Here is an 18,797-nt window from a genome sequence, read left to right as displayed (position 1 = left end):
TGCTCAACGGCGCAGGCCACCTTCAAGGAGCACCGCATGCGTACGATTCTTTTCAGCAGCCAGAACTACGACCGCGACAGTTTTCTCGCGGCCGGGCAGCCGGCCGGCATCGAGCTGCAATTTCAGCCTGCGCGCCTGAGCCTCGACACGGTAGCGCTCGCCCAAGGGTATGAAGCGGTCTGCGCGTTCATCAATGATGACCTCGGCGCGGCAGTGCTCGAACGCCTGGCCGCTGGAGGCACGCGCCTGATCGCCCTGCGCTCGGCCGGTTACAACCATGTCGACTTGCCGACGGCAAAACGTCTGGGACTGGCCATCGTACGCGTCCCGGCTTATTCCCCCCACGCGGTGGCCGAACATGCGGTAGCGCTCATCCTCGCACTCAACCGCCGCTTGCCCCGCGCCTACAACCGCACCCGAGACGGGGACTTCAGACTGCAGGGGCTGACCGGTTTCGACCTGGTGGGCAAGACCGTCGGCGTGGTCGGCACCGGTCAGATTGGTGCCACCTTCGCCAAAATCATGAGCGGGTTTGGTTGCCAGTTGCTGGCCTACGACCCCTACCCCAACCCACAGGTCGAAGCCCTCGGCGCTCGCTACCTGAGCCTGCCGCAACTGCTGGCCGAATCGCAGATCATCAGCCTGCACTGCCCGCTCAACGAGCAGAGCAAGCACTTGATCAACCGCGAGTCCCTGGCGCACATGCAACCGGGTGCGATGCTGATCAATACCGGGCGTGGCGGCCTGGTGGACACCCCGGCGCTGATCGATGCCTTGAAAGACGGTCGCCTGGGTTACCTGGGGCTGGATGTGTATGAGGAAGAAGCGCAGTTGTTCTTCGAGGACCGCTCCGACCTGCCACTGCAAGACGATGTGCTGGCACGGCTGCTGACCTTTCCTAACGTGATCGTCACCGCGCACCAGGCCTTCCTGACCCGCGAAGCGCTGGATGCGATTGCCGCCACCACGTTGCGCAACATTGCAGCCTGGACGGCGGGCACCCCGGAAAACCTGGTGACGGGAGACTGAAACGGATCGAAGGTCATCTGCCTGCGCGATGCGGCGTGCAAGCCCGTGCTAGCATATCGCGCATATTTGGAGGACCCATGGTCGAACACGATTTCCGCTACAGCCTGATGAACCCGCAACACACCCTCACCGAATGCCGCGCCCTGGTGCCGGGGCGCTATCAAGTCACCGGCAACGGTGGTTCGATTCGCAACAATGACGTGCTGGTCGTGACCCTCAAGGGTGCCAAGGACTTGTCCATGCGCCTGACCGTCGAAACGGTTCGCCACCTGATCAACCCGCCCGGCCAATGGGTCGCGGTAGCCAGTGGCCCGGTGTTCGGCGAACTGGCCATCCACACCTGGCAAGTGAACTGTGACAGCTGCGCCAAAGAGCTGAGCTTCGAGTTCGCCGTCGATGCCAAGCTGGGCAACAAGGCCGAAAAGCCTGCCGCCACCGCGCGGATTGCCGAGCTGGGCTGGACCAGCGTCGGCGAGAAACACCTGTGCCCGAAATGCCAGGAGCCTGCGTGATGAAACGCCTCGCTCTGAGCGCCATGGTCGGCGCCAGCCTGCTGGGTTGCGCCGCCGAGCCGGTGCAACTGCAACAGAACCGCAGCTACATTCTGGAGTGGATCGGCGAGCGGCCGTTGATGGACTACAGCCACCTGACCATCACCCTCGGCGAAGACGGCCGGGCCTACGGCAATGGCGGCTGCAACCACTGGTTCGCACCGTACACCCTCGAAGGCCACAAGCTGACCTTCGGCAAAATCGGCAGCACCCGCAAACTGTGCGCGCCAGCGCTGATGGAACAGGAAAAACGCTTCCTCCAGGCGCTGGAAAATGTCCAGCGCTGGGACGTCTCCCCGATCGAGCAGATGCGCTTCTGGCCAGCCGAAGGCAAGCCGCTGCGTTGGTGGCTTGAGGAGGGCTGATCCCCTGAAAGATCGCAGCCTGCGGCAGCTCCTACAGGGTGTACGACAATCCATGTAGGAGCTGCCGCAGGCTGCGATCTTTTTGCTTTAATTTTTCGCCTGCAACGCCTCAAGCTTGGCCATCACCCCCGCCGCCGTCTGCTCACCCATCAACTGCTCACGTACCTTGCCCTTGTTATCGATGATGTAGGTCACCGGCAACGCCTCGCTGCGCGGCAGCTCGAACAGTTCGGAAGGGTCCTGGGCCAGCACGGTGAACCTGATCCCCAGTTTCTCGCTCGCGCTCTTCAGCTCTTGCCCCTGAACGTTGTCGAAGTTGACCCCGAACACACCGATTTTCCTGTCCTTGAGCTGCTCGGCCAGGGCGTTCAACTCCGGGATCTCCGTACGGCAAGGCCCGCACCATTCTGCCCAGTAGTTGAGGACCAGCCATTTTCCGTCCAGGCGGTCAGAGGCGATTTTATGACCGTCCTGGTCGATGCCATAGTCATTACCGCAGCCCCCCAGCATCAACGCTCCGATGATCGCCAATGCTGCTGCCAGTCGCCTTGTCATGTCGTGTTCCTTGTCAAAAATTGAATGCACCTGCGACCCATCGCCTCTCACGGTTCTGGAATGCGCGCTGCACAGTTAGAATAGCCGCCACCTTACGCAAGATGCGACCCGCTCATGACCGATCTGACGCTTTATCACAATCCGCGCTGCTCGAAATCCCGCGGTGCGCTCGAACTGCTTGAAGCCCGTGGCCTGACCCCGACTGTGGTCCGCTACCTGGAAACCCCACTGGACGCCGCGCAGATCCAGAACCTGCTGGGTAAACTCGGGATCAGCGCCCGGCAATTGCTGCGCACCGGCGAGGACGAGTACAAGACCCTCGACCTGGCCGACAGCAGCCTGAGCGAAGCGCAATTGATCGCCGCCATCGCCGCCCACCCGAAACTGATGGAGCGACCGATTCTCGAAGTCGGCGACAAGGCCATCATCGGCCGCCCACCGGAGCAGATCCTGGAACTGTTGCCATGAGCGCACCGTACATTCTGGTTCTGTACTACAGCCGCAGCGGCTCGACCAACGAAATGGCCCGGCAGATCGCCCGTGGCGTCGAACAGGCAGGGCTTGAGGCACGCTTGCGCACGGTGCCGGCGATTTCCACCGAGTGCGAAGCCGTTTCCCCGGAGATTCCCGACGAAGGTGCGCTGTATGCCAGCCTCGACGACCTGAAGAACTGCGCCGGCCTGGCTCTCGGCAGCCCGACCCGCTTCGGCAACATGGCTGCACCGCTCAAATACTTCCTCGACGGTACCAGCAACCTGTGGCTGACCGGCGCCCTGGTGGGTAAACCGGCGGGTGTTTTCACCTCCACCGCGAGCCTGCACGGCGGCCAGGAAACCACGCTGCTGTCGATGATGCTGCCGTTGCTGCACCACGGCATGCTGATCACCGGCCTGCCCTACAGCGAATCGGCGCTGCTGGAAACCCAGGGCGGCGGTACGCCATACGGCGCAAGCCACCACGCCGGTGCCGACGGCAAAAGCGGTCTGGATGCCCATGAAGTGGCGCTGTGCCGCGCGCTGGGTATGCGCCTGGCCAAGACCGCACAGAAACTGGAGAGCTGAGGTGGCCAAGAAACCGAAGATCCTGCCCGCCCTCGAATGGCTCGAACCACGGGTCAAGGCGATGCGCGCCATCAGCCTGCTGTGCTTTTTCGGCCTGGTGGGATTGCTGTGTGTTTACTACCTGGCGATTGCCGACCTGCACGGGGCACGCCCCTGGGTGATCCTGTTGATCGAGCTGGTGCCACTGCTGATTCTGGCACCGGGGATGATCATCGGCAGCCCTCGCGGGCATTCGTGGATGTGCTTTGTGGTGAACCTTTATTTCATCAAGGGCGCATTGGCTGCCTATGACCCGAACCGGCAGATCTTCGGTTTGCTGGAGATGGGCGCGAGCCTGGCGGTGTTTTGCTCGGCGCTGTTGTATGTGCGGTGGCGGTATCAGTTGAACCGAAAGCTGGCGGGTGAAGGCGAACCCTCCGTCGCCTGATCTGACGCCTTCGACTTGCTCGCGAAGGGGGCAACTCGGTCTCAATGATTGACGGTATAAGCCAGCATCATCGAAATCTGGCTCATCGGCCGCCCGCCACTTTCCTCATGCCACTGGTTGAACACGTCCTGCACCAACGCCAGGTCGCGCAGACTGCTCGGCACCTTGTCGATGATGTCCTGAGCATTCAGCGCCGCCACCACGTCATAGCTCGGTACAAAGGTGTCCTTGCCGATCATGCGCAGGAAGCGCGGGGCTGACAGCCCGCCCAACTGATGTCCGCGCTTTTTCAGGAAGGTCCAGAGCCCGACGATATCGGTCACCGGCCAATCGGCGATCAGCGCACCGAAACTGCCCTTTTCATGGGCCACGTCCAGTATGAACTGCGCATTGCGCGGCACGCTCTTGAGCTTGCCCAAGTGACGTATGATCCGCGTGTCCTGCATCAGGCGCTCAAGGTGCTCGGCGCTCATCAGCACGACTTTTTCCGGGTCGAACCTGAAGAACACTTCTTCGAAGGCCGGCCACTTGGCATCCACCAGGCTGTGCTTGAGCCCGGCACGGAATACCCGCAACGCCATCGTCGAGAGGTAGCGATCGTCGCTGATCTTGCGCAGTTGCGCCGGGGTCTTGGGAACGGGCAGATGGGCTTCCAGTTCAGCCGCCGAACCGAAGCGGTTCAAGCAATACTCGTTCAGCCACTTGTAGTCGCGCATGCCCTCTCCTGAGGTAAACGAAAAACCTTGTGGGAGCGGGCTTGCTCGCGAAGACGTAGTGTCAGCCAACATCAATGCTGAAGACACACCGATTTCGCGAGCAAGCCTGCTCCCACAGCTAGATCAGAGGTTGACGACATTGACGAAGCGCGATGCGGCGCTTTCGTCGATCTTCAGGCTCGTAAAGTCGAACAGGTTGCGATCCGCCAGTTGCGACGGGATCACGTTCTGCAGGCTGCGGAAAATGCTTTCGGTACGACCCGGAGTCTTGCGTTCCCAGTCCAGCAGCATTTCCTTGACCACCTGACGCTGCAGGTTCTCCTGGGAACCGCAGAGGTTGCACGGGATGATCGGGAATTGCTTGAAGTCCGAGTAGGCCTGGATGTCTTTTTCGTTGCAGTAGGCCAGCGGACGAATCACCACGTTACGACCATCGTCGGCGCGCAGCTTCGGTGGCATGGCCTTGAGCGAACCGTTGAAGAACATGTTCAGGAAGAACGTTTCGACAATGTCGTCGCGGTGGTGACCGAGAGCCATCTTGGTCGCGCCGATTTCATCGGCGAAGGTGTAGAGCGTGCCGCGACGCAGGCGCGAGCACAGCGAGCAGGTGGTCTTGCCTTCCGGAATCAGCTCCTTGACCACCGAGTAAGTGTCTTTCTCGACGATGTGGTACTCGATCCCCAGTTCCTTGAGGTAGGCCGGCAGCACGTGCTCCGGGAAGCCCGGCTGCTTCTGGTCCATGTTCACGGCCACGATCTCGAACTTGATCGGCGCGACCTTCTGCAAGTGCATCAGCACATCGAGCATGGTGTAGCTGTCCTTGCCACCTGACAGGCAGACCATGACCTTGTCACCGTCTTCAATCATGTTGAAATCGGCAACCGCCTCGCCGGCCAGTCGGCGAAGGCGCTTTTGCAGTTTGTTCTGGTTGACCGTGAGAGTGCCCATGACGCGAAATCCGTGAGGTGTGACGAAAGGCCGGCATTTTACGCAAAAACGCCTCAGGGGCGAAGTGCCTGGCCAAAAGGGCCGTTCGCCACAGACCCGGCGGCGATTAACAACTGCGTTTACAGCGCGATTTGCTCTAAAGCCCCTACTCCCTCTGGGGAAACTCCTCCCTATACTGCGACATAAGGTCACATACAAATTCAGACCTATGACTTACTTGGCCGCATTGGCCCGTAGGCGCTCCGCTGGGGGGCGACGGTAAAAACAAGAGGAGTGACTGGCATGATCCATCACGTAGTGGGGCTCTTCACCCACCCTGACCAAGAATGGAAGGAAATCCGTGGCGACCAGGAGGAAAGCATCAGCCACATGTACCTGACCCATACACTGATCCTGGCGGCGATTCCCGCAGTGTCTGCCTTTATTGGCACCACACAGGTCGGCTGGGTCATCGGCAACCGACCTCCCGTCATGCTGACCGTAGAAAGCGCGATATGGATGACGATCATGTCGTACCTGGCGATGCTCGGCGGTGTCGCGGTAATGGGCGCGTTCATCCACTGGATGGCCCGCACCTATGACGCCAACCCAAGCCTGGCCCGCTGCATTGCGTTTGCCACCTACACCGCTACACCGCTGTTCATCGGTGGTCTCGCCGCCTTGTACCCGCACTTGTGGCTGGGGATGATCATCGGTACCGCCGCCATCTGCTACACGGTGTACTTGCTGTACGTGGGCTTGCCGACGTTCATGAACATTCCATCTGACGAGGGCTTCCTGTTTTCAAGTTCGGTGCTCGCCGTAGGCCTGGTGGTGCTGGTCGCCATCATGGCGTTCACCGTCATTGTCTGGGGACTCGGCGTGGGCCCGGTCTACACCAGCTAAACGCTCATCACTGAACATCGGAACTGCCGACAAAGGCCGCCGCAAGGCGGCCTTTTCATTCTTCAGCAACGAGAACGCACACGACCATTCGGCAACCTGGCGATTCGCAAGGTCCGAGGGTTGCGGCATACTTGAGCGCTCTGGAGATCCATCAAGCATGCCCGAGCAACTCAATACCCGCGTCGAAGACTGTTTCCAACTAGCCGAATCCTTTTTCAAACGACCTTTCAAGCGCCCCGTGGTGAGCCTCAAGCTGCGCGGGCAAAAAGCCGGTGTCGCGCATTTGCACGAGAACCTGCTGCGCTTCAACCCGCAGCTGTACCGGGAAAACACCGAAGATTTCCTCAAGCAGACCGTGGCCCATGAAGTCGCGCACCTGATCGCCCACCAGCTGTTCGGTGACCGCATCCAGCCCCATGGCGAAGAGTGGCAATTGATCATGCGCGGCGTGTACGAACTGCCGCCCAACCGCTGCCACACCTATGATGTCAAACGCCGCAGCGTGACCCGCTACATCTACAAGTGCCCGTGCGCCGACAGCGACTTCCCGTTTTCGGCCCAGCGCCACAGCCTGGTTCGGCAGGGACGGCGGTACCTGTGCCGGCGGTGTCGTAATACCCTGGTGTTCAGTGGGGAAATGCGGGTCGAGTAGTTGTTTTTTTGGTGACTGCACTGGCCTCATCGCGAGCAAGCTCGCTCCCACATTGAGTTTGTGTCACGCCACAGATCCCCTGTGGGAGCGAGCTTGCTCGCGATGGCGGCCTGACAGGCACTAAAGAATCACCTTGACCCGACGCAACTGTTCGATCCGCTCAGCACTGAACCCCAACTCCCCCAACACCTGGTCCGTATGCTGCCCCAGCGCCGCGCCAATATACCGGGGCTCAGGCAACCCTTGCGAAAACTTCAGCGGACAAGCCATCTGCGCTTGGGACGAGCCATCGCCACGGGGCACTTTGGCCACCAACTCCCGCGCCTGCAACTGCGGATGACACAGCGCTTCTCCCAGGCTCAACACCGGTTCGACACAAGCATCCAATTCGGCGAACAGCGCGCACAATTCGGCGAAGTCATGTTTTTCGAATTCGACCTTCAGCGCGTCTTTAAGCTGTTTCTGCTGCGCCGGTTGCGGTGACAGGCCAAGGCCGGCCAACTCCTCCAGCCCCAACGCCGTACACAACTGTTTCATGAAGGCCGGCTCAAGGCTGCCCACCGACAGCCAGCGCCCATCCCGGGAGCGGTAGTAATCGTAGAAACTGCCGCCGTTGAGCACCTGATTTTCCGGTCCCGGCTCGACGCCACAGGCCAGATACCCGGCACCCGCCATCGCATTCAGGCTGAACGCACAGTCGGTCATGCTGACATCCAGGTGCTGACCCTGACCGGTTTGCTGCCGGGCAATGACCGCCGCCAGCAAGCCAATCACCCCGTGCAACGAACCACCGGCGACATCCGCCACCTGCATGCCCAACGGCAGCGGCCCAGAGTCGGCACGGCCGGTATAACTCGCCAGCCCGGACAGGGCCAGGTAGTTGATGTCATGGCCGGCGCGGTCCTTGTAGGGACCGGTCTGGCCATAGCCGGTGATCGACACATAAATCAATTTCGGATTGATCGCCTTCAGGGCTTCGTAACCCAGGCCCAGACGCTCCATGACGCCCGGGCGGAACTGCTCGAGCACAATGTCGTAGTCCTGCAGCAACGACCTGATCACCTCCAGTGCCTCAGGTTGCTTGAGGTCCAGGGCGAGGCTGCGCTTGTTGCGGTTGAGGTAGGCATGACTGGCTGACACGCCTTGATCGTGGGGCGGCAACACCCGCAGCAGATCCATGCGGGTCGGTGATTCGATGCGCAGCACTTCGGCGCCCATGTCCGCCAGCAGCAACGAAGCGAACGGCCCCGGCAGCAGTGTCGAGAAATCCAGAACCTTGAGTGATGCCAGTGGACCGAGCATGAACGTTCTCCCTTGACGATGCCCACAGCCTAGGCAGCTGATCGCTTTGCAGCAATCACCTTATATGCCACGTGCAGTGACCGTTACGCTCAAACACCGGGCATGAAAAAACCCGCCGAAGCGGGTTTTTCATTACAACAAGGCTTACTTGGCGTTAACCGGGGCTACCTCTTCGACGTGGCCCAGTACATCGTCTTTAGGCTCGTCGGCAATGCCGCGACCGCCCGAAGCCAGCTCGGCTTGCAGTACGTCGGTGTCCAGTTCATTGACCCACTTGGCCACAACGACAGTGGCAACGGCGTTGCCGATCAGGTTGGTCAGGGCACGGGCTTCGGACATGAAGCGATCGATGCCGAGGATCAGCGCCAGGCCGGCAACCGGCAAGTGGCCCACGGCAGACAGGGTGGCAGCCAGTACAATGAAACCGCTACCGGTTACGCCCGCAGCGCCCTTGGACGACAGCAGCAACACCACCAGCAGGGTGATCTGGTGCGTGATGTCCATGTGCGTATCGGTTGCCTGGGCAATGAACACCGCGGCCATGGTCAGGTAGATGGCGGTACCGTCAAGGTTGAACGAGTAGCCAGTCGGGATCACCAGACCCACGACAGATTTTTGCGCGCCCAGACGCTCCATCTTGATCAGCATGCGTGGCAGTACCGACTCCGAAGAAGAAGTACCCAGCACGATCAGCAGTTCCTCACGGATGTAGCGGATCATTTTCAGCACGCTGAAGCCATGCAAGCGGGCGATGGAGCCCAGCACGATCAGGATGAACAGCAGGCACGTGATGTAGAAGCACGCCATCAACTGACCCAGTTGCACCAGCGAGCCGACACCGTAGGCACCGATGGTGAAGGCCATCGCACCGAAGGCACCGATTGGCGCGAGCTTCATGATCATGTTGATGATGTTGAACATCACGTGGGCGAAGCGATCGATGAAGTCCAGCAGCGGCTTGCCGTAGGCACCCAGGCGATGCAGGGCGAAACCGAAGATCACCGAGAACATCAGCACTTGCAGGATGTCACCGGTGGCGAAGGCGCCGACGATAGTGGCCGGTATCACGTTCAGCAGGAAGCCGACGACGCTTTGGTCAGCACCGGCTGCAACATAAGTGGCAATCTTGGAGGCATCGAGGGTGGCAACGTCGATGTGCATGCCATTGCCCGGCTGCACGATGTTGACCACGACCAGACCGACCAGCAGGGCGATGGTCGAAACGATCTCGAAGTACAGCAGCGCGTAACCACCGGTCTTGCCGACCGATTTCATGTCCTGCATACCAGCGATACCGCTGACAACGGTACAGAAGATGATCGGGGCGATGATCATTTTGATCAGCTTGATGAACCCGTCACCCAGTGGCTTAACGGCCACACCGAGCTGAGGGTAGAAGTGACCGAGCGCGATACCGATGACAATTGCAACGATCACCTGGAAATACAGGGATTTGTACAGTGGCTGACGAGTCGTCATTGCAAAGTTCCTCAAGGGTGCCAGGTGACAACATCCATCTGTTGCCCGCAACACCGCAATTGCGAACCCTCCTGCACTGGAGGGATTTGTTTTTTCGAGCTGCGCAACGGCAGGCATCTGCACGATGTATCGCAAGGCCCGTGCCACCTTCCGCAAAATCCCTGCAAGCCTTTTGATCTGCGGGGTTGCAGCGAATTCCCTGACACCGGACGGTTACAAGCATGTGGCGGATTTCCGCCCTTCCATTAAAAGTCGTCCTGCTATTTGGCGGATATCCGCCCTGTTCACGCCCGCGGTGCACAGCTACCATCCGTCGATCAACGGTCAGATCTGCTGCCATGCGCGAACGCACCATCGCCAGTCATTTCGCCCGCGCCGCCCTTGGGGGGGCGCGTCGGCACGGCTACGACTATTCAAGCCTGCTACAGCAACTGGGAATCAGCCCCGAGTTGCTGGACGAGCCCCGGGCACGCATCGCTCCGGAGCAATTCACCCAACTGATCCAGGCCTTATGGCTGGCGCTGGACGACGAGTACCTGGGGTTCGGGCAAGCCCCAAGCAGGCCGGGCAGCTTCGCGATGATGTGCCATGCCGTGATTCACTGCCGCAACCTGGATAAGGCACTCCATCGCGGCTTATTGTTTTATAGCCTATTCCCCGGGGCTCCGCGTTTGACCTTGAGCCGTGAAGATGAATGGGTGCGCCTGAGCCTGGACGACTCGCAACTCTGGGACCCGGATCATTTCCTCAGCGAAAGCCTGCTGGTGATCTGGCACCGTTTCGGCAGCTGGCTGATCGGCCAGCGCATTCGCCTGGAACAGGCCACGTTCAGCTACCCCCGCCCCGAACATGGCGCCGAATACGACCTGTTGTTTTCCTGTCCGCTTGAGTTTTCCAGGCCCCAGAGCAGCCTGTTGTTTCACAGCCGCTACCTGGCCATGCCGCTGTTGCAGGACGAACGCACCCTCAAGCATTTCCTTGAGCGCTCCCCCGCCGACCTGCTCTCGCGCCCCGACGATGGCGACAGCTTGAGCAGCCGCCTGCGGCGCTTGCTCAGTCGCGACAGTTCACACTGGCCCGACCTGGAAGCCGTAGCCGCCCATCTGCACATCAGCCCACAGACCTTGCGCCGGCATTTGCGGGAAGAGGGTTCGAGCTTTCAGGAATTGAAGGACCAGTTGCGCCGGGACATCGCGATTTATCATCTGAGCCGCGCGGACCTGTCGTTGCAACAGATCGCCGAGCAGTTGGGGTTTTCCGAGCCGTCGGCGTTTCACCGGGCGTTCAAGAAGTGGACGGGGCTGACGCCGGGGGCTTATCGGGCGCAGGAGAGCTAAGTTTCAGCACCCGCGTTGCGCAGTGATCACTAGCGTCCTCCCAAGCGCACTCGGAAATACCCCGTCCAGGTTTTGCGGACGCTTACTCCTGAGGCGGGATGATCAGCGACAAGCCAGGGTAAATTTTATCCGGATGCTCCAGCACCGACCTGTTCGCATTGAAGATCAGTGGGTACTTGGCAGCATCACCATAAAACTCTCTGGCAATTTTGGACAATGTATCGCCCTTTACAACCACATACATATTCAACTGACTGACCGGTGGAATCGCCAGTGTGGCCGGTGATTCGAAGTCCACATCGCCTAGCTGGTTTACCTGTTCGATGAACCGGCCAAGATTGTTGGCCGTGGTCGCGTGTATGTCATGCATCAGCACAATGGAGTTCTTTCTTTTCCTTATTTGCTCAACACCATGGGATACCCAGCCTCCCGGTTGGTAGTTGCTGTTCCAGTCCAGGGTATCCACGCTCCACAGAACCTGCCGGTACCCCAACTCGGCGACAGTGCGATCGACCATCGCATCGTGAGCGCCATAAGGCGGCCTCATGATCAGGTCCGGCTGCTGGTAGGGAGCCAGTGCCTGCTCCGTCATTTTGATTTGATCGATGATGGTGTCTTTGTCCTGGCCAACCAGCCTTAGATGATCGTAAGTGTGATTACCGATCCGGTGTCCTTCGCAGAGGATGCGCTTGATACGCTCGCCATGCCTGGCAACCAGATTGCCAACAACAAAAAACGTTGCCTTGATATCAAACTGCGCCAGTGTTTCGAGCACGGTGTCGGTCTGGATTTGCCGAGGACCGTCGTCAAACGTCAGCCAAACTTTCTTCCTTTCCATTTTTATCTCCTTTGATGGCATGGAACGCTTCAGCCCATATCCACTCATGCACCAACACAGGCTTTGCGTGTGCATGTTGTCAATGAGGCGAAGCCTATTACCTGCCACCAAACGGCTGAACGCCAACAAAACTTTGTTGCCGGTCGTTTAACGATTGATGCCTTTAGCGGCCGTAAAAGACCGCTATCAAATACCCGTTCAAACTGCCGGAAAGTGAATCCTGAACACCGCCCCGCCCATCGGTGAATCCCCCAGGGTCAGCTTGGCGCTGTAGCTCTCGATGATGTCCTTGACCACCGCCAGGCCGATGCCCTGCCCCGGGTGCTGGCGGTCCAGGCGCTCTCCGCGCTCGAGAATCCGTGCGCGCTGATCCTGTGGTACGCCAGGGCCGTCGTCCTCGACACACAACTCGGTACCACTGAGGGTTTCACGCACGCTGATGCGTATTTCGCACAGGCACAGGCGATAGGCGTTTTCCAGCAGGTTGCCCATCATCTCCAGCAGAGCGCCCTGCTCGATCGGCACATAGCACGGATCGGGCAAGTCGAACGCGACATGCACGCGCTTGTCGCGATAGACCTTGTCCAGCGTGTCGCACAGGCTTTTCAGTACCGGTCGCAAGTGCACCTGATGGCGTACCAGGCCGCTTTTGCGCAGGCTGGCGCGCTGCAACTGGTAGCTGATCTGCTGGCTCATGCGTTCGATCTGGGCTTGCAGCACCCAGGCCTGATCGCGATCCTCGGGACGCTGGGCCATGTCTTCACTGACGCCTTGCAACACCGCCAGCGGCGTTTTCAGGCTATGGGCCAGGTCGTCGAGGGAATCGCGGTAGCGACTGCGCTGCTCACGTTCGCTGTGCAGCAAACGGTTGAGGGAACCGGTCAAGCGCAGCAATTCCCGGGGATGTTCCTCACTGAGGCTTTCGCGGGTGCCACCTTCGATCTGGTCCAGTTCCTGGCTCAAGCGCCGCAATGCCTGCAAGCCCCAGGTCAGACCAATCCACAGCAACGCCAGCAGCACCAGCAGTGCCGCGCCAAACCCCAGATAGAGATTTTCCCGCAGGCCTTCGAGGGTCAGTTCGTACTCGCGAACCGGCTGCAACGCCACGATGCTGAAGGCTGCACTTTTGCCCCCGAGCAACTTGACCTCGACGTCGTAGACGAAGAACTCCTGGCCATTGGCTTCGCGGATCCGCGCAAACTCGCTGCCACGTCCGTCGTAGCGTGGCTTGTAGTTGATGCGTTCTTCCTGGGTCGCCTTCGAACGCCAGACCAGATGCCCTTCACGGTCATAGATGTAGCCGAGCAATCGACTGTCGGTGAGGTTGAAGCGCTCGTCGGGCAGTTGCGCCGGCATCTGCAGGCTGTTGTTCTCCACCCGGGCGGCCGAGATCAGCGTGGTCACGTCGGATGCCAGGCGCTGCTCGATGGAGTCCTGCAGCGCCAGGCTGAAGGCGCCTTGCATCGCCGGCAGCAACGCCAGCATGAACAACACCGCCAACAGCGTGGCGGCGAGCATCAAGCGTATGCGCAGCGAACGGATCAAGTGCAACGCTCGTTGAACAGATAACCCAGGCCACGCACGGTGTCGATCGGCTTGAACCCGCCCGGCCCCTCCAGTTTGCGGCGCAGACGGCCGACCAGCACCTCGATCACATTCGGATCACGCTCGTCGTCGTCCGGATAGAGCTGCTCCATCAAGCGATCCTTGGGCACCACTTGCTGATGATGGCGCATCAGGTATTCGAGAATGCGGTACTCATACGCGGTCAATGCCAATGGCTGATCGTCGAGGGAAGCTTGCTTGCGGTTCAGGTCCAGCAGTAAGGGGCCAGCGACGATGGTCGACTGGGTGAAACCGCTGGAGCGCCGCAGCAAGGCATTCAGGCGGGCCTCCAGTTCTTCGAACTGAAACGGCTTGACCAGGTAATCATCGGCGCCGGCGGCCAGGCCTTCGACCTTGTCCTGCCAGTTGCCGCGCGCGGTGAGGATCAGGATCGGGAAGCTCTTGCCACTTGAGCGCAACTGGCGGATAAGGTCGAGCCCGCTCATGCCCGGCAGACCGAGGTCGATCACCGCCAGGTCAAAGTTGAACTGCGCGGTCTGGTACAGCGCTTCCTCGGCGTTGGCCACGGACTCGACCACATGGCCGCTCTCCGTCAGGCGGGTTTGCAGGTGATGACGCAGCAGCGCTTCATCTTCGACGACCAGCAATTTCATATTGCTCTCCCGGGCAAATCAACATCTCCAGAGGCGCAACGTCGCACCTCAATAGCTAACATGGCAACGCCGGATCAGTCATTCGGACTGATCCGGCGCAGGCCGTTCATGGAACGCTTGTCAGAAAGCGTAGTTGGCGGACAGGTAAGTCTGGGCGCTGCTGGTCAGGTCCAGCGAACCCTGTTTGCTGCCGCCGCGCTCACTCATCTCGGTACTCGCGTTGCTGCGCAGGTAACGGTAACCCAGTTCAACCGAGGTGTTCTGCGAAACCTGTTGCAGCACACCCACCTGGCCACCGATTGCGTAGCCGATATCGCTGTCGCGGCTGAAGCCTGGAGACTCCTGAGTCATTTTTGTCAGGCCGGCCGTGGCGCCACCGAACAGCCTGGTGGTGCCGCTTACCGGGTAGAACAGATCGTAGCTGCCCAGAAGGTTTTCCTGACGCAGCTTAATGCCGTTGTGGGTGCCCGACACATTGTCGTAAGTGGCGTAGTAGCGGCCCTTGGTATTTTGCTGGCCCAGACGAACACCCCAGGTGGTGTCCTTGCCGATTACGCCATCGGCGTTCGGGTGATTGAGGTTGTCGTTCAGGGCGTGGGATTTTTTGACCTTGTCGCTGGTCTGTCCAAGAGTAAGGCTGGCGAAGTTGTCGTCGGATGCGAAAGCTGCGGTGCTTGCGCCCAGAACCGTGAATGCCAGAAGCAGTTTTTTGAATCCAGTCATTGGGGAGTTTCCTCATGTGCCGTTTGTTTTTTGGGTACGGGGCAAGGTTACGCACCGCGCCCTGAACTCCCCCTGAACGCACTCTGAACCTGGGCTGAACCGCCCTCATCCGAATGTTTCGACACGTTTCAACAGGAGATCCGACCCTGCAAAGGACAAGTCCGGCGCCGACTACCAATTCGTCAGAAGCTTTGCACTACCCAGCCTCAAGCCAACCCGGCAAAATGCCTGATATGAATCCAACCCCCGCCCTGCCCACCTGCTGCACACCCCTCGATGACCATTGGCCGCTGCCGTTTGTGCTGCCCGATACGGTCCTGCTGAGTACTCACTTCGATAGCGCCCGACTGGCCAGCGATGACTTTCAGCGCAGCGCTGTAGAAGTGCCGGCGAGCATCCAGCGCTCGGTGGCCAAACGGCAGGCGGAGTTTCTCGCCGGGCGAGTGTGCGCCCGGGCCGCGCTACAGCGACTGGAAGGCTTGAGTTTCATTCCGGCCATCGGCGAAGACCGGGCACCGGTCTGGCCTGGTCATATCACGGGCTCGATCACCCACAGCACTGGCCGGGCCGCGGCGATCGTGGCGAACAAAAGCCATTGGCGCGGCCTGGGCATGGACCTGGAAAACCTGCTCAATGCCGAACGGGCCGAACGCCTGGCCGGGGAAATCCTCAATCCGCCGGAGCTACAGCGCATGACGGCGGGCGATCACGATCAACGGGCGTTGCTGGTCACCCTGACGTTCTCGGTCAAGGAAAGCCTGTTCAAGGCGCTGTATCCGATCGTTCAGCAACGCTTTTATTTCGAACACGCCGAAGTGCTGGAGTGGCGTGAATCGGGCGAGGTGCGGTTGCGATTGCTCACGGACTTGTCCAGCGAATGGCGCAATGGCACCGAACTGGATGCGCAGTTCGGGGTCAGGGATGGGCAGCTGTTGAGTCTGGTCAGCATCAGGGCCTGAGGTTTATTGGCGCCTGTTCGGGCCCCATCGCGAGCAAGCTCGCTCCCACACTGGATCTATGTCACGCCACAAATCCTTGTGGGAGCGAGCTTGCTCGCGATGGGGCCGCAACAGACAACACAAGGCTCAACGCTTCTCCTGATTGCGCGGCCAGCTCAGGCTGAAGCACGCCCCGCCCAGGCTCTTGCTCTTGCCGATCAACGCGCGACCGTCATGCCAATGGATGATCCGTCGCACAATGGACAGGCCTAACCCATGGCCTCCAGACGCGCGGGTGCGGCTGTCGTCGAGACGCAGGAACGGCGTAAAGATCTTCTCCCACGCCGACTCCGGCACGCCCGGCCCGTCATCCTCGATATCTACCCGGCATCGCTGCTGCCCCACCTGATAGCTGATGGTCACCCGTGATTGCGCGTGGCGCATGGCATTAGTCACCAGGTTCTGGATCGCCCGATGCAAGTAGCGCGGCTCAGCCTCGACCCAGGCGTCGTCGTTGTCGGCGGCCGACAGGCATAACCCGCGTTGCACCGTGACGTCCGCGCGCAACGGCGCCAGTTCTTCGATCACCTGGTCGACCAAGGCATCCAGATCGATCCGCTGAAAGTTCAGCGCCGGCGAGCCCTGTTCCAACCGCGCGTAGGTCAGCATCTCGTCCACCAGCCGGTCGAGGTCCTCGATGTCGTGGTCCATGCCCTGGCAGTATTTTTCCAGGGCTTGCGGCGTGCTGGCCGAGCCGATCATTTCCAGGCCAAAGCGCAGGCGTGCCACCGGCGTACGCAATTCGTGGGACACCGCGCGCACCAGTTCACGCTGGATCGCCAGCAACTGCTGCAGGTGTTCGGCCATGCCGTTAAACGCCGAGGCCAGCCGCCCCACCGAATCCGCACCGCGAGCAGGTACGCGGGTTTCCAGGCTGCCCTTGGCAATGCGCGTGGCGGCGGCCTCCAGGCCACGCAAGCGTCGCTCGAGCTGGCGCACAAGCAGATAGACGATCAAACCGATCAACGTCAGGCCCAGCGCAGCGATCAGCACCAGCCACTCCGGCGGATAAGGATTCATCTGATACAGCGGGCCGATTTCCAGGACCCACGGCGTGCCGACCATGCCGGCAAACACCCGGATCGAATCGCCCCCCTTGCCCAGCGCCATCACCGTGTCACCCTCGGATACCCGGCGGCTCTGGTCTTCGTCCATGTCCGCCTGGTCAACCGTGACCAGGCGCAAGTCGAAGCCGAAGCCCTTGCTTTCCTTCAATTGCGCCAGGCGCAAGGGCTGGTCGGCGACCGGGGTGCGCACCAGCTCATCGGTCAACAGGTAGATGGTCGCCCGGGCCAGTTGCTCGCTGATCTGCTGCACCTCCCCGGTGAGCATCAACTGTTCCTTGTCGCTGACCAGCTTGTAGACCTTCGCCGCGTGCGGCCCGGTCTGCTCCACCAATGCCTGGCCGCGCAACACACGGGTGCGCTGGGTCAGGTCGAGGTCGGTCTCGGCAAAGGTTTTCAGCGCCAGCGGAATCCCCAGCAGCCGCTCCCACACCAGCAAGGCCCGGTGGCGCTCAGTCTGGTTCATCGGTTGCAGGTTGTCGGCCATCAGCGAGAACGTGCCGTGGGCCAGGCGCTCGCGGTATTGCTCGCTGCGCACCTCATTGAGCAGGTGCAACGCCAGCACACCGAGCACCGCCACCAGAATCAGCGCGGCGCACATGCCGCCATAGATACGCAGGAAGATCGAGTTCACAGGGACGGATCTACGCAAGCCTCGGGAACGAACAGATAGCCCTTGCTGCGCACGGTCTTTATCAGCCGTGGATGCTCCGGGTCATCGCCGATCTTCGGGCGGATGCGCGAGATGCGCACATCAATGGAGCGGTCCTGACCGTCATAGCCGATGCCCCGCAGCGCGGTGAAGATCTCTTCCCTTGAGAGAATGCGCCCGGCATTGGCCACCAATAGCCAGAGCAGGTCGAATTCGGCGCTGGTCAACTCGATGCCGTTGCCCTGCAACCAGGCTTCGCGCAAGGCGTTGTCGACGATCAGCGGACCGAACTGTAGACGCCGCTGTTTTTCCGGGGCGACCTCGGGCGTTTCACTACGGCGCAGCAGCGCCTGGATGCGCGCCAGCAACAGGCGCGGGCGTACCGGTTTGCAGACGTAGTCGTCAGCCCCCAGGTCCAGGCCGAGAATCTGGTCGGTATCATCAGTGCGGGCGGTGAGCATCAGGATCGGGCCGTCATAGCGGGCGCGGACCTTGCGGCAAATGCTCAGACCATCTTCACCGGGGAGCATCAGGTCGAGGATCACCAGGTCCGGTTGTTCCTTGATGATGCGATTCGCCGCGAGCGCACCATTGCCTTCGATCAATACACGCAGGCCATTGGCTTCCAGGTAATCGCGGGTCAGTTCGGCCAGTCGCTGGTCGTCCTCCACAATCAATACCTGCCAGGCTTCTTGCTCCACGGGTGACCTCTGCTTGCCAAAAACACTAATAAGGAAGGATCCGCCCGTCTTTTTGTAATGATTCGGGGGGATAAATATGTATACACGCTGGGCCGATTGTATAAACGCCACCCGTCGAGAACACAAGCGGGTAAATGCGTTCGGACAACAGGGTTTTTTGTGGTAGGGTTCGCGCCCTTAAAAATCTGACCTGGCGTTTTCACCCGTTGAAATTCGCTGAAAAAAGCTTCGATCCAGCAAGGTCGCGGCCTACACGCCGATTCCCTCTTTCACACACAATTTACGCACAGGTTTA

General features: G+C 60.4%; 21 protein-coding genes. 10 read left to right on the top strand and 11 right to left on the bottom strand.

What is annotated here, in order from left to right; genetic code table 11:
• Positions 1 to 36 precede the first annotated feature (36 nt).
• The 3 genes from ASD95_RS09840 (at position 37) to ASD95_RS09830 (ending at position 1,945) form a co-directional block, all read left to right on the top strand.
• Positions 37 to 1,029: a 2-hydroxyacid dehydrogenase gene (locus tag ASD95_RS09840; protein WP_056728015.1), complete on the top strand. Its 993-nt coding sequence runs from the start codon at positions 37 to 39 to the stop codon at positions 1,027 to 1,029.
• 77 nt (positions 1,030 to 1,106) lie between these two features.
• Positions 1,107 to 1,541 (top strand): hypothetical protein, encoded by a 435-nt coding sequence (locus ASD95_RS09835; RefSeq protein ID WP_056728017.1) that lies wholly within the window; start codon positions 1,107 to 1,109, stop codon positions 1,539 to 1,541.
• On the top strand, positions 1,541 to 1,945 hold the full coding sequence (locus ASD95_RS09830; protein ID WP_056728018.1) for an META domain-containing protein: 405 nt from the start codon (positions 1,541 to 1,543) through the stop codon (positions 1,943 to 1,945). Before ASD95_RS09835 ends, ASD95_RS09830 begins: the two co-directional genes overlap by 1 nt.
• Before the next feature lie 87 nt (positions 1,946 to 2,032).
• Here ASD95_RS09830 and ASD95_RS09825 read toward each other — a convergent pair whose 3' ends face one another.
• A complete protein-coding gene (locus ASD95_RS09825) occupies positions 2,033 to 2,500 on the bottom strand; it encodes a TlpA disulfide reductase family protein (RefSeq protein WP_056728020.1) in 468 nt (155 codons plus the stop codon).
• A 114-nt stretch (positions 2,501 to 2,614) separates the two neighbouring features.
• Between ASD95_RS09825 and arsC the strand changes: the two genes are divergently transcribed.
• From arsC to ASD95_RS09810, 3 genes are read left to right on the top strand one after another with little or no spacing between them, the layout of a single operon-like run.
• Positions 2,615 to 2,968 carry an arsenate reductase (glutaredoxin) gene (arsC, locus tag ASD95_RS09820; RefSeq protein WP_056728022.1) on the top strand — a complete coding sequence of 118 codons (354 nt, stop codon included), beginning with the start codon at positions 2,615 to 2,617 and terminating at the stop codon, positions 2,966 to 2,968.
• Positions 2,965 to 3,561, top strand: coding sequence for an NAD(P)H:quinone oxidoreductase (gene wrbA, locus ASD95_RS09815; protein WP_046043016.1), 597 nt, complete (start codon positions 2,965 to 2,967; stop codon positions 3,559 to 3,561). Before arsC ends, wrbA begins: the two co-directional genes overlap by 4 nt.
• A 1-nt stretch (position 3,562) precedes the next feature.
• On the top strand, positions 3,563 to 3,988 hold the full coding sequence (locus ASD95_RS09810) for a DUF2069 domain-containing protein (protein ID WP_056728024.1): 426 nt from the start codon (positions 3,563 to 3,565) through the stop codon (positions 3,986 to 3,988).
• Positions 3,989 to 4,029: 41 nt separating this feature from the next.
• Here the strand turns inward: ASD95_RS09810 and ASD95_RS09805 are convergent, their stop codons facing one another.
• Both ASD95_RS09805 and ttcA read right to left on the bottom strand, forming a co-directional pair.
• The gene (locus ASD95_RS09805) at positions 4,030 to 4,704 is read right to left on the bottom strand and encodes a DNA-3-methyladenine glycosylase I (protein WP_056728025.1); all 675 of its coding nucleotides are present in this window, start codon (positions 4,702 to 4,704) and stop codon (positions 4,030 to 4,032) included.
• A gap of 123 nt (positions 4,705 to 4,827) precedes the next feature.
• On the bottom strand, positions 4,828 to 5,652 hold the full coding sequence (gene ttcA / locus ASD95_RS09800) for a tRNA 2-thiocytidine(32) synthetase TtcA (protein ID WP_008051493.1): 825 nt from the start codon (positions 5,650 to 5,652) through the stop codon (positions 4,828 to 4,830).
• Positions 5,653 to 5,934: 282 nt separating this feature from the next.
• On the opposite strand from ttcA, the gene ASD95_RS09795 reads away from it, so the two are divergent.
• Together ASD95_RS09795 and ASD95_RS09790 are read left to right on the top strand one after the other, a co-directional pair.
• Complete coding sequence (locus tag ASD95_RS09795; RefSeq protein WP_056728028.1) at positions 5,935 to 6,537, top strand: Yip1 family protein; 603 nt, start codon at positions 5,935 to 5,937, stop codon at positions 6,535 to 6,537.
• 157 nt (positions 6,538 to 6,694) lie between these two features.
• The gene (locus tag ASD95_RS09790; RefSeq protein ID WP_046043022.1) at positions 6,695 to 7,189 is read left to right on the top strand and encodes a SprT family zinc-dependent metalloprotease; all 495 of its coding nucleotides are present in this window, start codon (positions 6,695 to 6,697) and stop codon (positions 7,187 to 7,189) included.
• 120 nt (positions 7,190 to 7,309) lie between these two features.
• On the opposite strand, the gene ASD95_RS09785 is transcribed toward ASD95_RS09790, so the two are convergent.
• Both ASD95_RS09785 and ASD95_RS09780 read right to left on the bottom strand, forming a co-directional pair.
• Positions 7,310 to 8,491, bottom strand: coding sequence for a CaiB/BaiF CoA transferase family protein (locus tag ASD95_RS09785; protein WP_056728029.1), 1,182 nt, complete (start codon positions 8,489 to 8,491; stop codon positions 7,310 to 7,312).
• 144 nt (positions 8,492 to 8,635) lie between these two features.
• The gene (locus ASD95_RS09780; RefSeq protein WP_056728032.1) at positions 8,636 to 9,970 is read right to left on the bottom strand and encodes a dicarboxylate/amino acid:cation symporter; all 1,335 of its coding nucleotides are present in this window, start codon (positions 9,968 to 9,970) and stop codon (positions 8,636 to 8,638) included.
• 338 nt (positions 9,971 to 10,308) lie between these two features.
• Here ASD95_RS09780 and ASD95_RS09775 point away from each other — a divergent pair, with 338 nt between their 5' ends.
• Positions 10,309 to 11,307: an AraC family transcriptional regulator gene (locus tag ASD95_RS09775; protein ID WP_056728033.1), complete on the top strand. Its 999-nt coding sequence runs from the start codon at positions 10,309 to 10,311 to the stop codon at positions 11,305 to 11,307.
• An 82-nt stretch (positions 11,308 to 11,389) separates the two neighbouring features.
• Here ASD95_RS09775 and ASD95_RS30270 read toward each other — a convergent pair whose 3' ends face one another.
• The 4 genes from ASD95_RS30270 to ASD95_RS09755 all read right to left on the bottom strand — a co-directional run bounded on the left by ASD95_RS30270 (position 11,390) and on the right by ASD95_RS09755 (position 15,087).
• Complete coding sequence (locus tag ASD95_RS30270; RefSeq protein ID WP_056728035.1) at positions 11,390 to 12,145, bottom strand: polysaccharide deacetylase family protein; 756 nt, start codon at positions 12,143 to 12,145, stop codon at positions 11,390 to 11,392.
• Positions 12,146 to 12,343: 198 nt separating this feature from the next.
• Positions 12,344 to 13,690 carry an ATP-binding protein gene (locus tag ASD95_RS09765; protein ID WP_056728037.1) on the bottom strand — a complete coding sequence of 449 codons (1,347 nt, stop codon included), beginning with the start codon at positions 13,688 to 13,690 and terminating at the stop codon, positions 12,344 to 12,346.
• Positions 13,687 to 14,364, bottom strand: a complete 678-nt coding sequence (locus ASD95_RS09760; RefSeq protein ID WP_056728039.1) for a response regulator transcription factor — start codon at positions 14,362 to 14,364, stop codon at positions 13,687 to 13,689. The genes ASD95_RS09765 and ASD95_RS09760 overlap by 4 nt, the downstream gene beginning before the upstream one ends.
• Before the next feature lie 120 nt (positions 14,365 to 14,484).
• A complete protein-coding gene (locus ASD95_RS09755; protein ID WP_056728041.1) occupies positions 14,485 to 15,087 on the bottom strand; it encodes a hypothetical protein in 603 nt (200 codons plus the stop codon).
• Positions 15,088 to 15,320: 233 nt separating this feature from the next.
• On the opposite strand from ASD95_RS09755, the gene ASD95_RS09750 reads away from it, so the two are divergent.
• Entirely contained in the window at positions 15,321 to 16,046 is a 726-nt protein-coding gene (locus tag ASD95_RS09750) for a 4'-phosphopantetheinyl transferase family protein (protein WP_201783895.1), read from the top strand.
• Positions 16,047 to 16,172: 126 nt separating this feature from the next.
• On the opposite strand, the gene ASD95_RS09745 is transcribed toward ASD95_RS09750, so the two are convergent.
• Both ASD95_RS09745 and ASD95_RS09740 read right to left on the bottom strand, forming a co-directional pair.
• Positions 16,173 to 17,783, bottom strand: a complete 1,611-nt coding sequence (locus ASD95_RS09745) for an ATP-binding protein (RefSeq protein WP_056728045.1) — start codon at positions 17,781 to 17,783, stop codon at positions 16,173 to 16,175.
• On the bottom strand, positions 17,780 to 18,502 hold the full coding sequence (locus ASD95_RS09740; RefSeq protein WP_056728048.1) for a winged helix-turn-helix domain-containing protein: 723 nt from the start codon (positions 18,500 to 18,502) through the stop codon (positions 17,780 to 17,782). The genes ASD95_RS09745 and ASD95_RS09740 overlap by 4 nt, the downstream gene beginning before the upstream one ends.
• Positions 18,503 to 18,797: the final 295 nt, after the last annotated feature.

This window comes from Pseudomonas sp. Root71 (genome assembly GCF_001429045.1).
In the GTDB taxonomy this organism is placed as follows: Bacteria; Pseudomonadota; Gammaproteobacteria; order Pseudomonadales; family Pseudomonadaceae; genus Aquipseudomonas; species Aquipseudomonas monachiensis.
This window is presented reverse-complemented; position numbering and strand designations above follow the sequence as displayed.

Bases quoted from the DNA above. Each gene is read 5' to 3' on its own strand.
- ASD95_RS09840 (WP_056728015.1), top strand. From the start codon at position 37: ATGCGTACGATTCTTTTCAGCAGCCAGAACTACGACCGCGACAGTTTT.
- ASD95_RS09835 (WP_056728017.1), top strand. From the start codon at position 1,107: ATGGTCGAACACGATTTCCGCTACAGCCTGATGAACCCGCAACACACC.
- ASD95_RS09830 (WP_056728018.1), top strand. From the start codon at position 1,541: ATGAAACGCCTCGCTCTGAGCGCCATGGTCGGCGCCAGCCTGCTGGGT.
- ASD95_RS09825 (WP_056728020.1), bottom strand. From the start codon at position 2,500: ATGACAAGGCGACTGGCAGCAGCATTGGCGATCATCGGAGCGTTGATG.
- arsC (WP_056728022.1), top strand. From the start codon at position 2,615: ATGACCGATCTGACGCTTTATCACAATCCGCGCTGCTCGAAATCCCGC.
- wrbA (WP_046043016.1), top strand. From the start codon at position 2,965: ATGAGCGCACCGTACATTCTGGTTCTGTACTACAGCCGCAGCGGCTCG.
- ASD95_RS09805 (WP_056728025.1), bottom strand. From the start codon at position 4,704: ATGCGCGACTACAAGTGGCTGAACGAGTATTGCTTGAACCGCTTCGGT.
- ttcA (WP_008051493.1), bottom strand. From the start codon at position 5,652: ATGGGCACTCTCACGGTCAACCAGAACAAACTGCAAAAGCGCCTTCGC.
- ASD95_RS09795 (WP_056728028.1), top strand. From the start codon at position 5,935: ATGATCCATCACGTAGTGGGGCTCTTCACCCACCCTGACCAAGAATGG.
- ASD95_RS09790 (WP_046043022.1), top strand. From the start codon at position 6,695: ATGCCCGAGCAACTCAATACCCGCGTCGAAGACTGTTTCCAACTAGCC.
- ASD95_RS09785 (WP_056728029.1), bottom strand. From the start codon at position 8,491: ATGCTCGGTCCACTGGCATCACTCAAGGTTCTGGATTTCTCGACACTG.
- ASD95_RS09780 (WP_056728032.1), bottom strand. From the start codon at position 9,970: ATGACGACTCGTCAGCCACTGTACAAATCCCTGTATTTCCAGGTGATC.
- ASD95_RS09775 (WP_056728033.1), top strand. From the start codon at position 10,309: ATGCGCGAACGCACCATCGCCAGTCATTTCGCCCGCGCCGCCCTTGGG.
- ASD95_RS30270 (WP_056728035.1), bottom strand. From the start codon at position 12,145: ATGGAAAGGAAGAAAGTTTGGCTGACGTTTGACGACGGTCCTCGGCAA.
- ASD95_RS09760 (WP_056728039.1), bottom strand. From the start codon at position 14,364: ATGAAATTGCTGGTCGTCGAAGATGAAGCGCTGCTGCGTCATCACCTG.
- ASD95_RS09755 (WP_056728041.1), bottom strand. From the start codon at position 15,087: ATGACTGGATTCAAAAAACTGCTTCTGGCATTCACGGTTCTGGGCGCA.
- ASD95_RS09750 (WP_201783895.1), top strand. From the start codon at position 15,321: ATGAATCCAACCCCCGCCCTGCCCACCTGCTGCACACCCCTCGATGAC.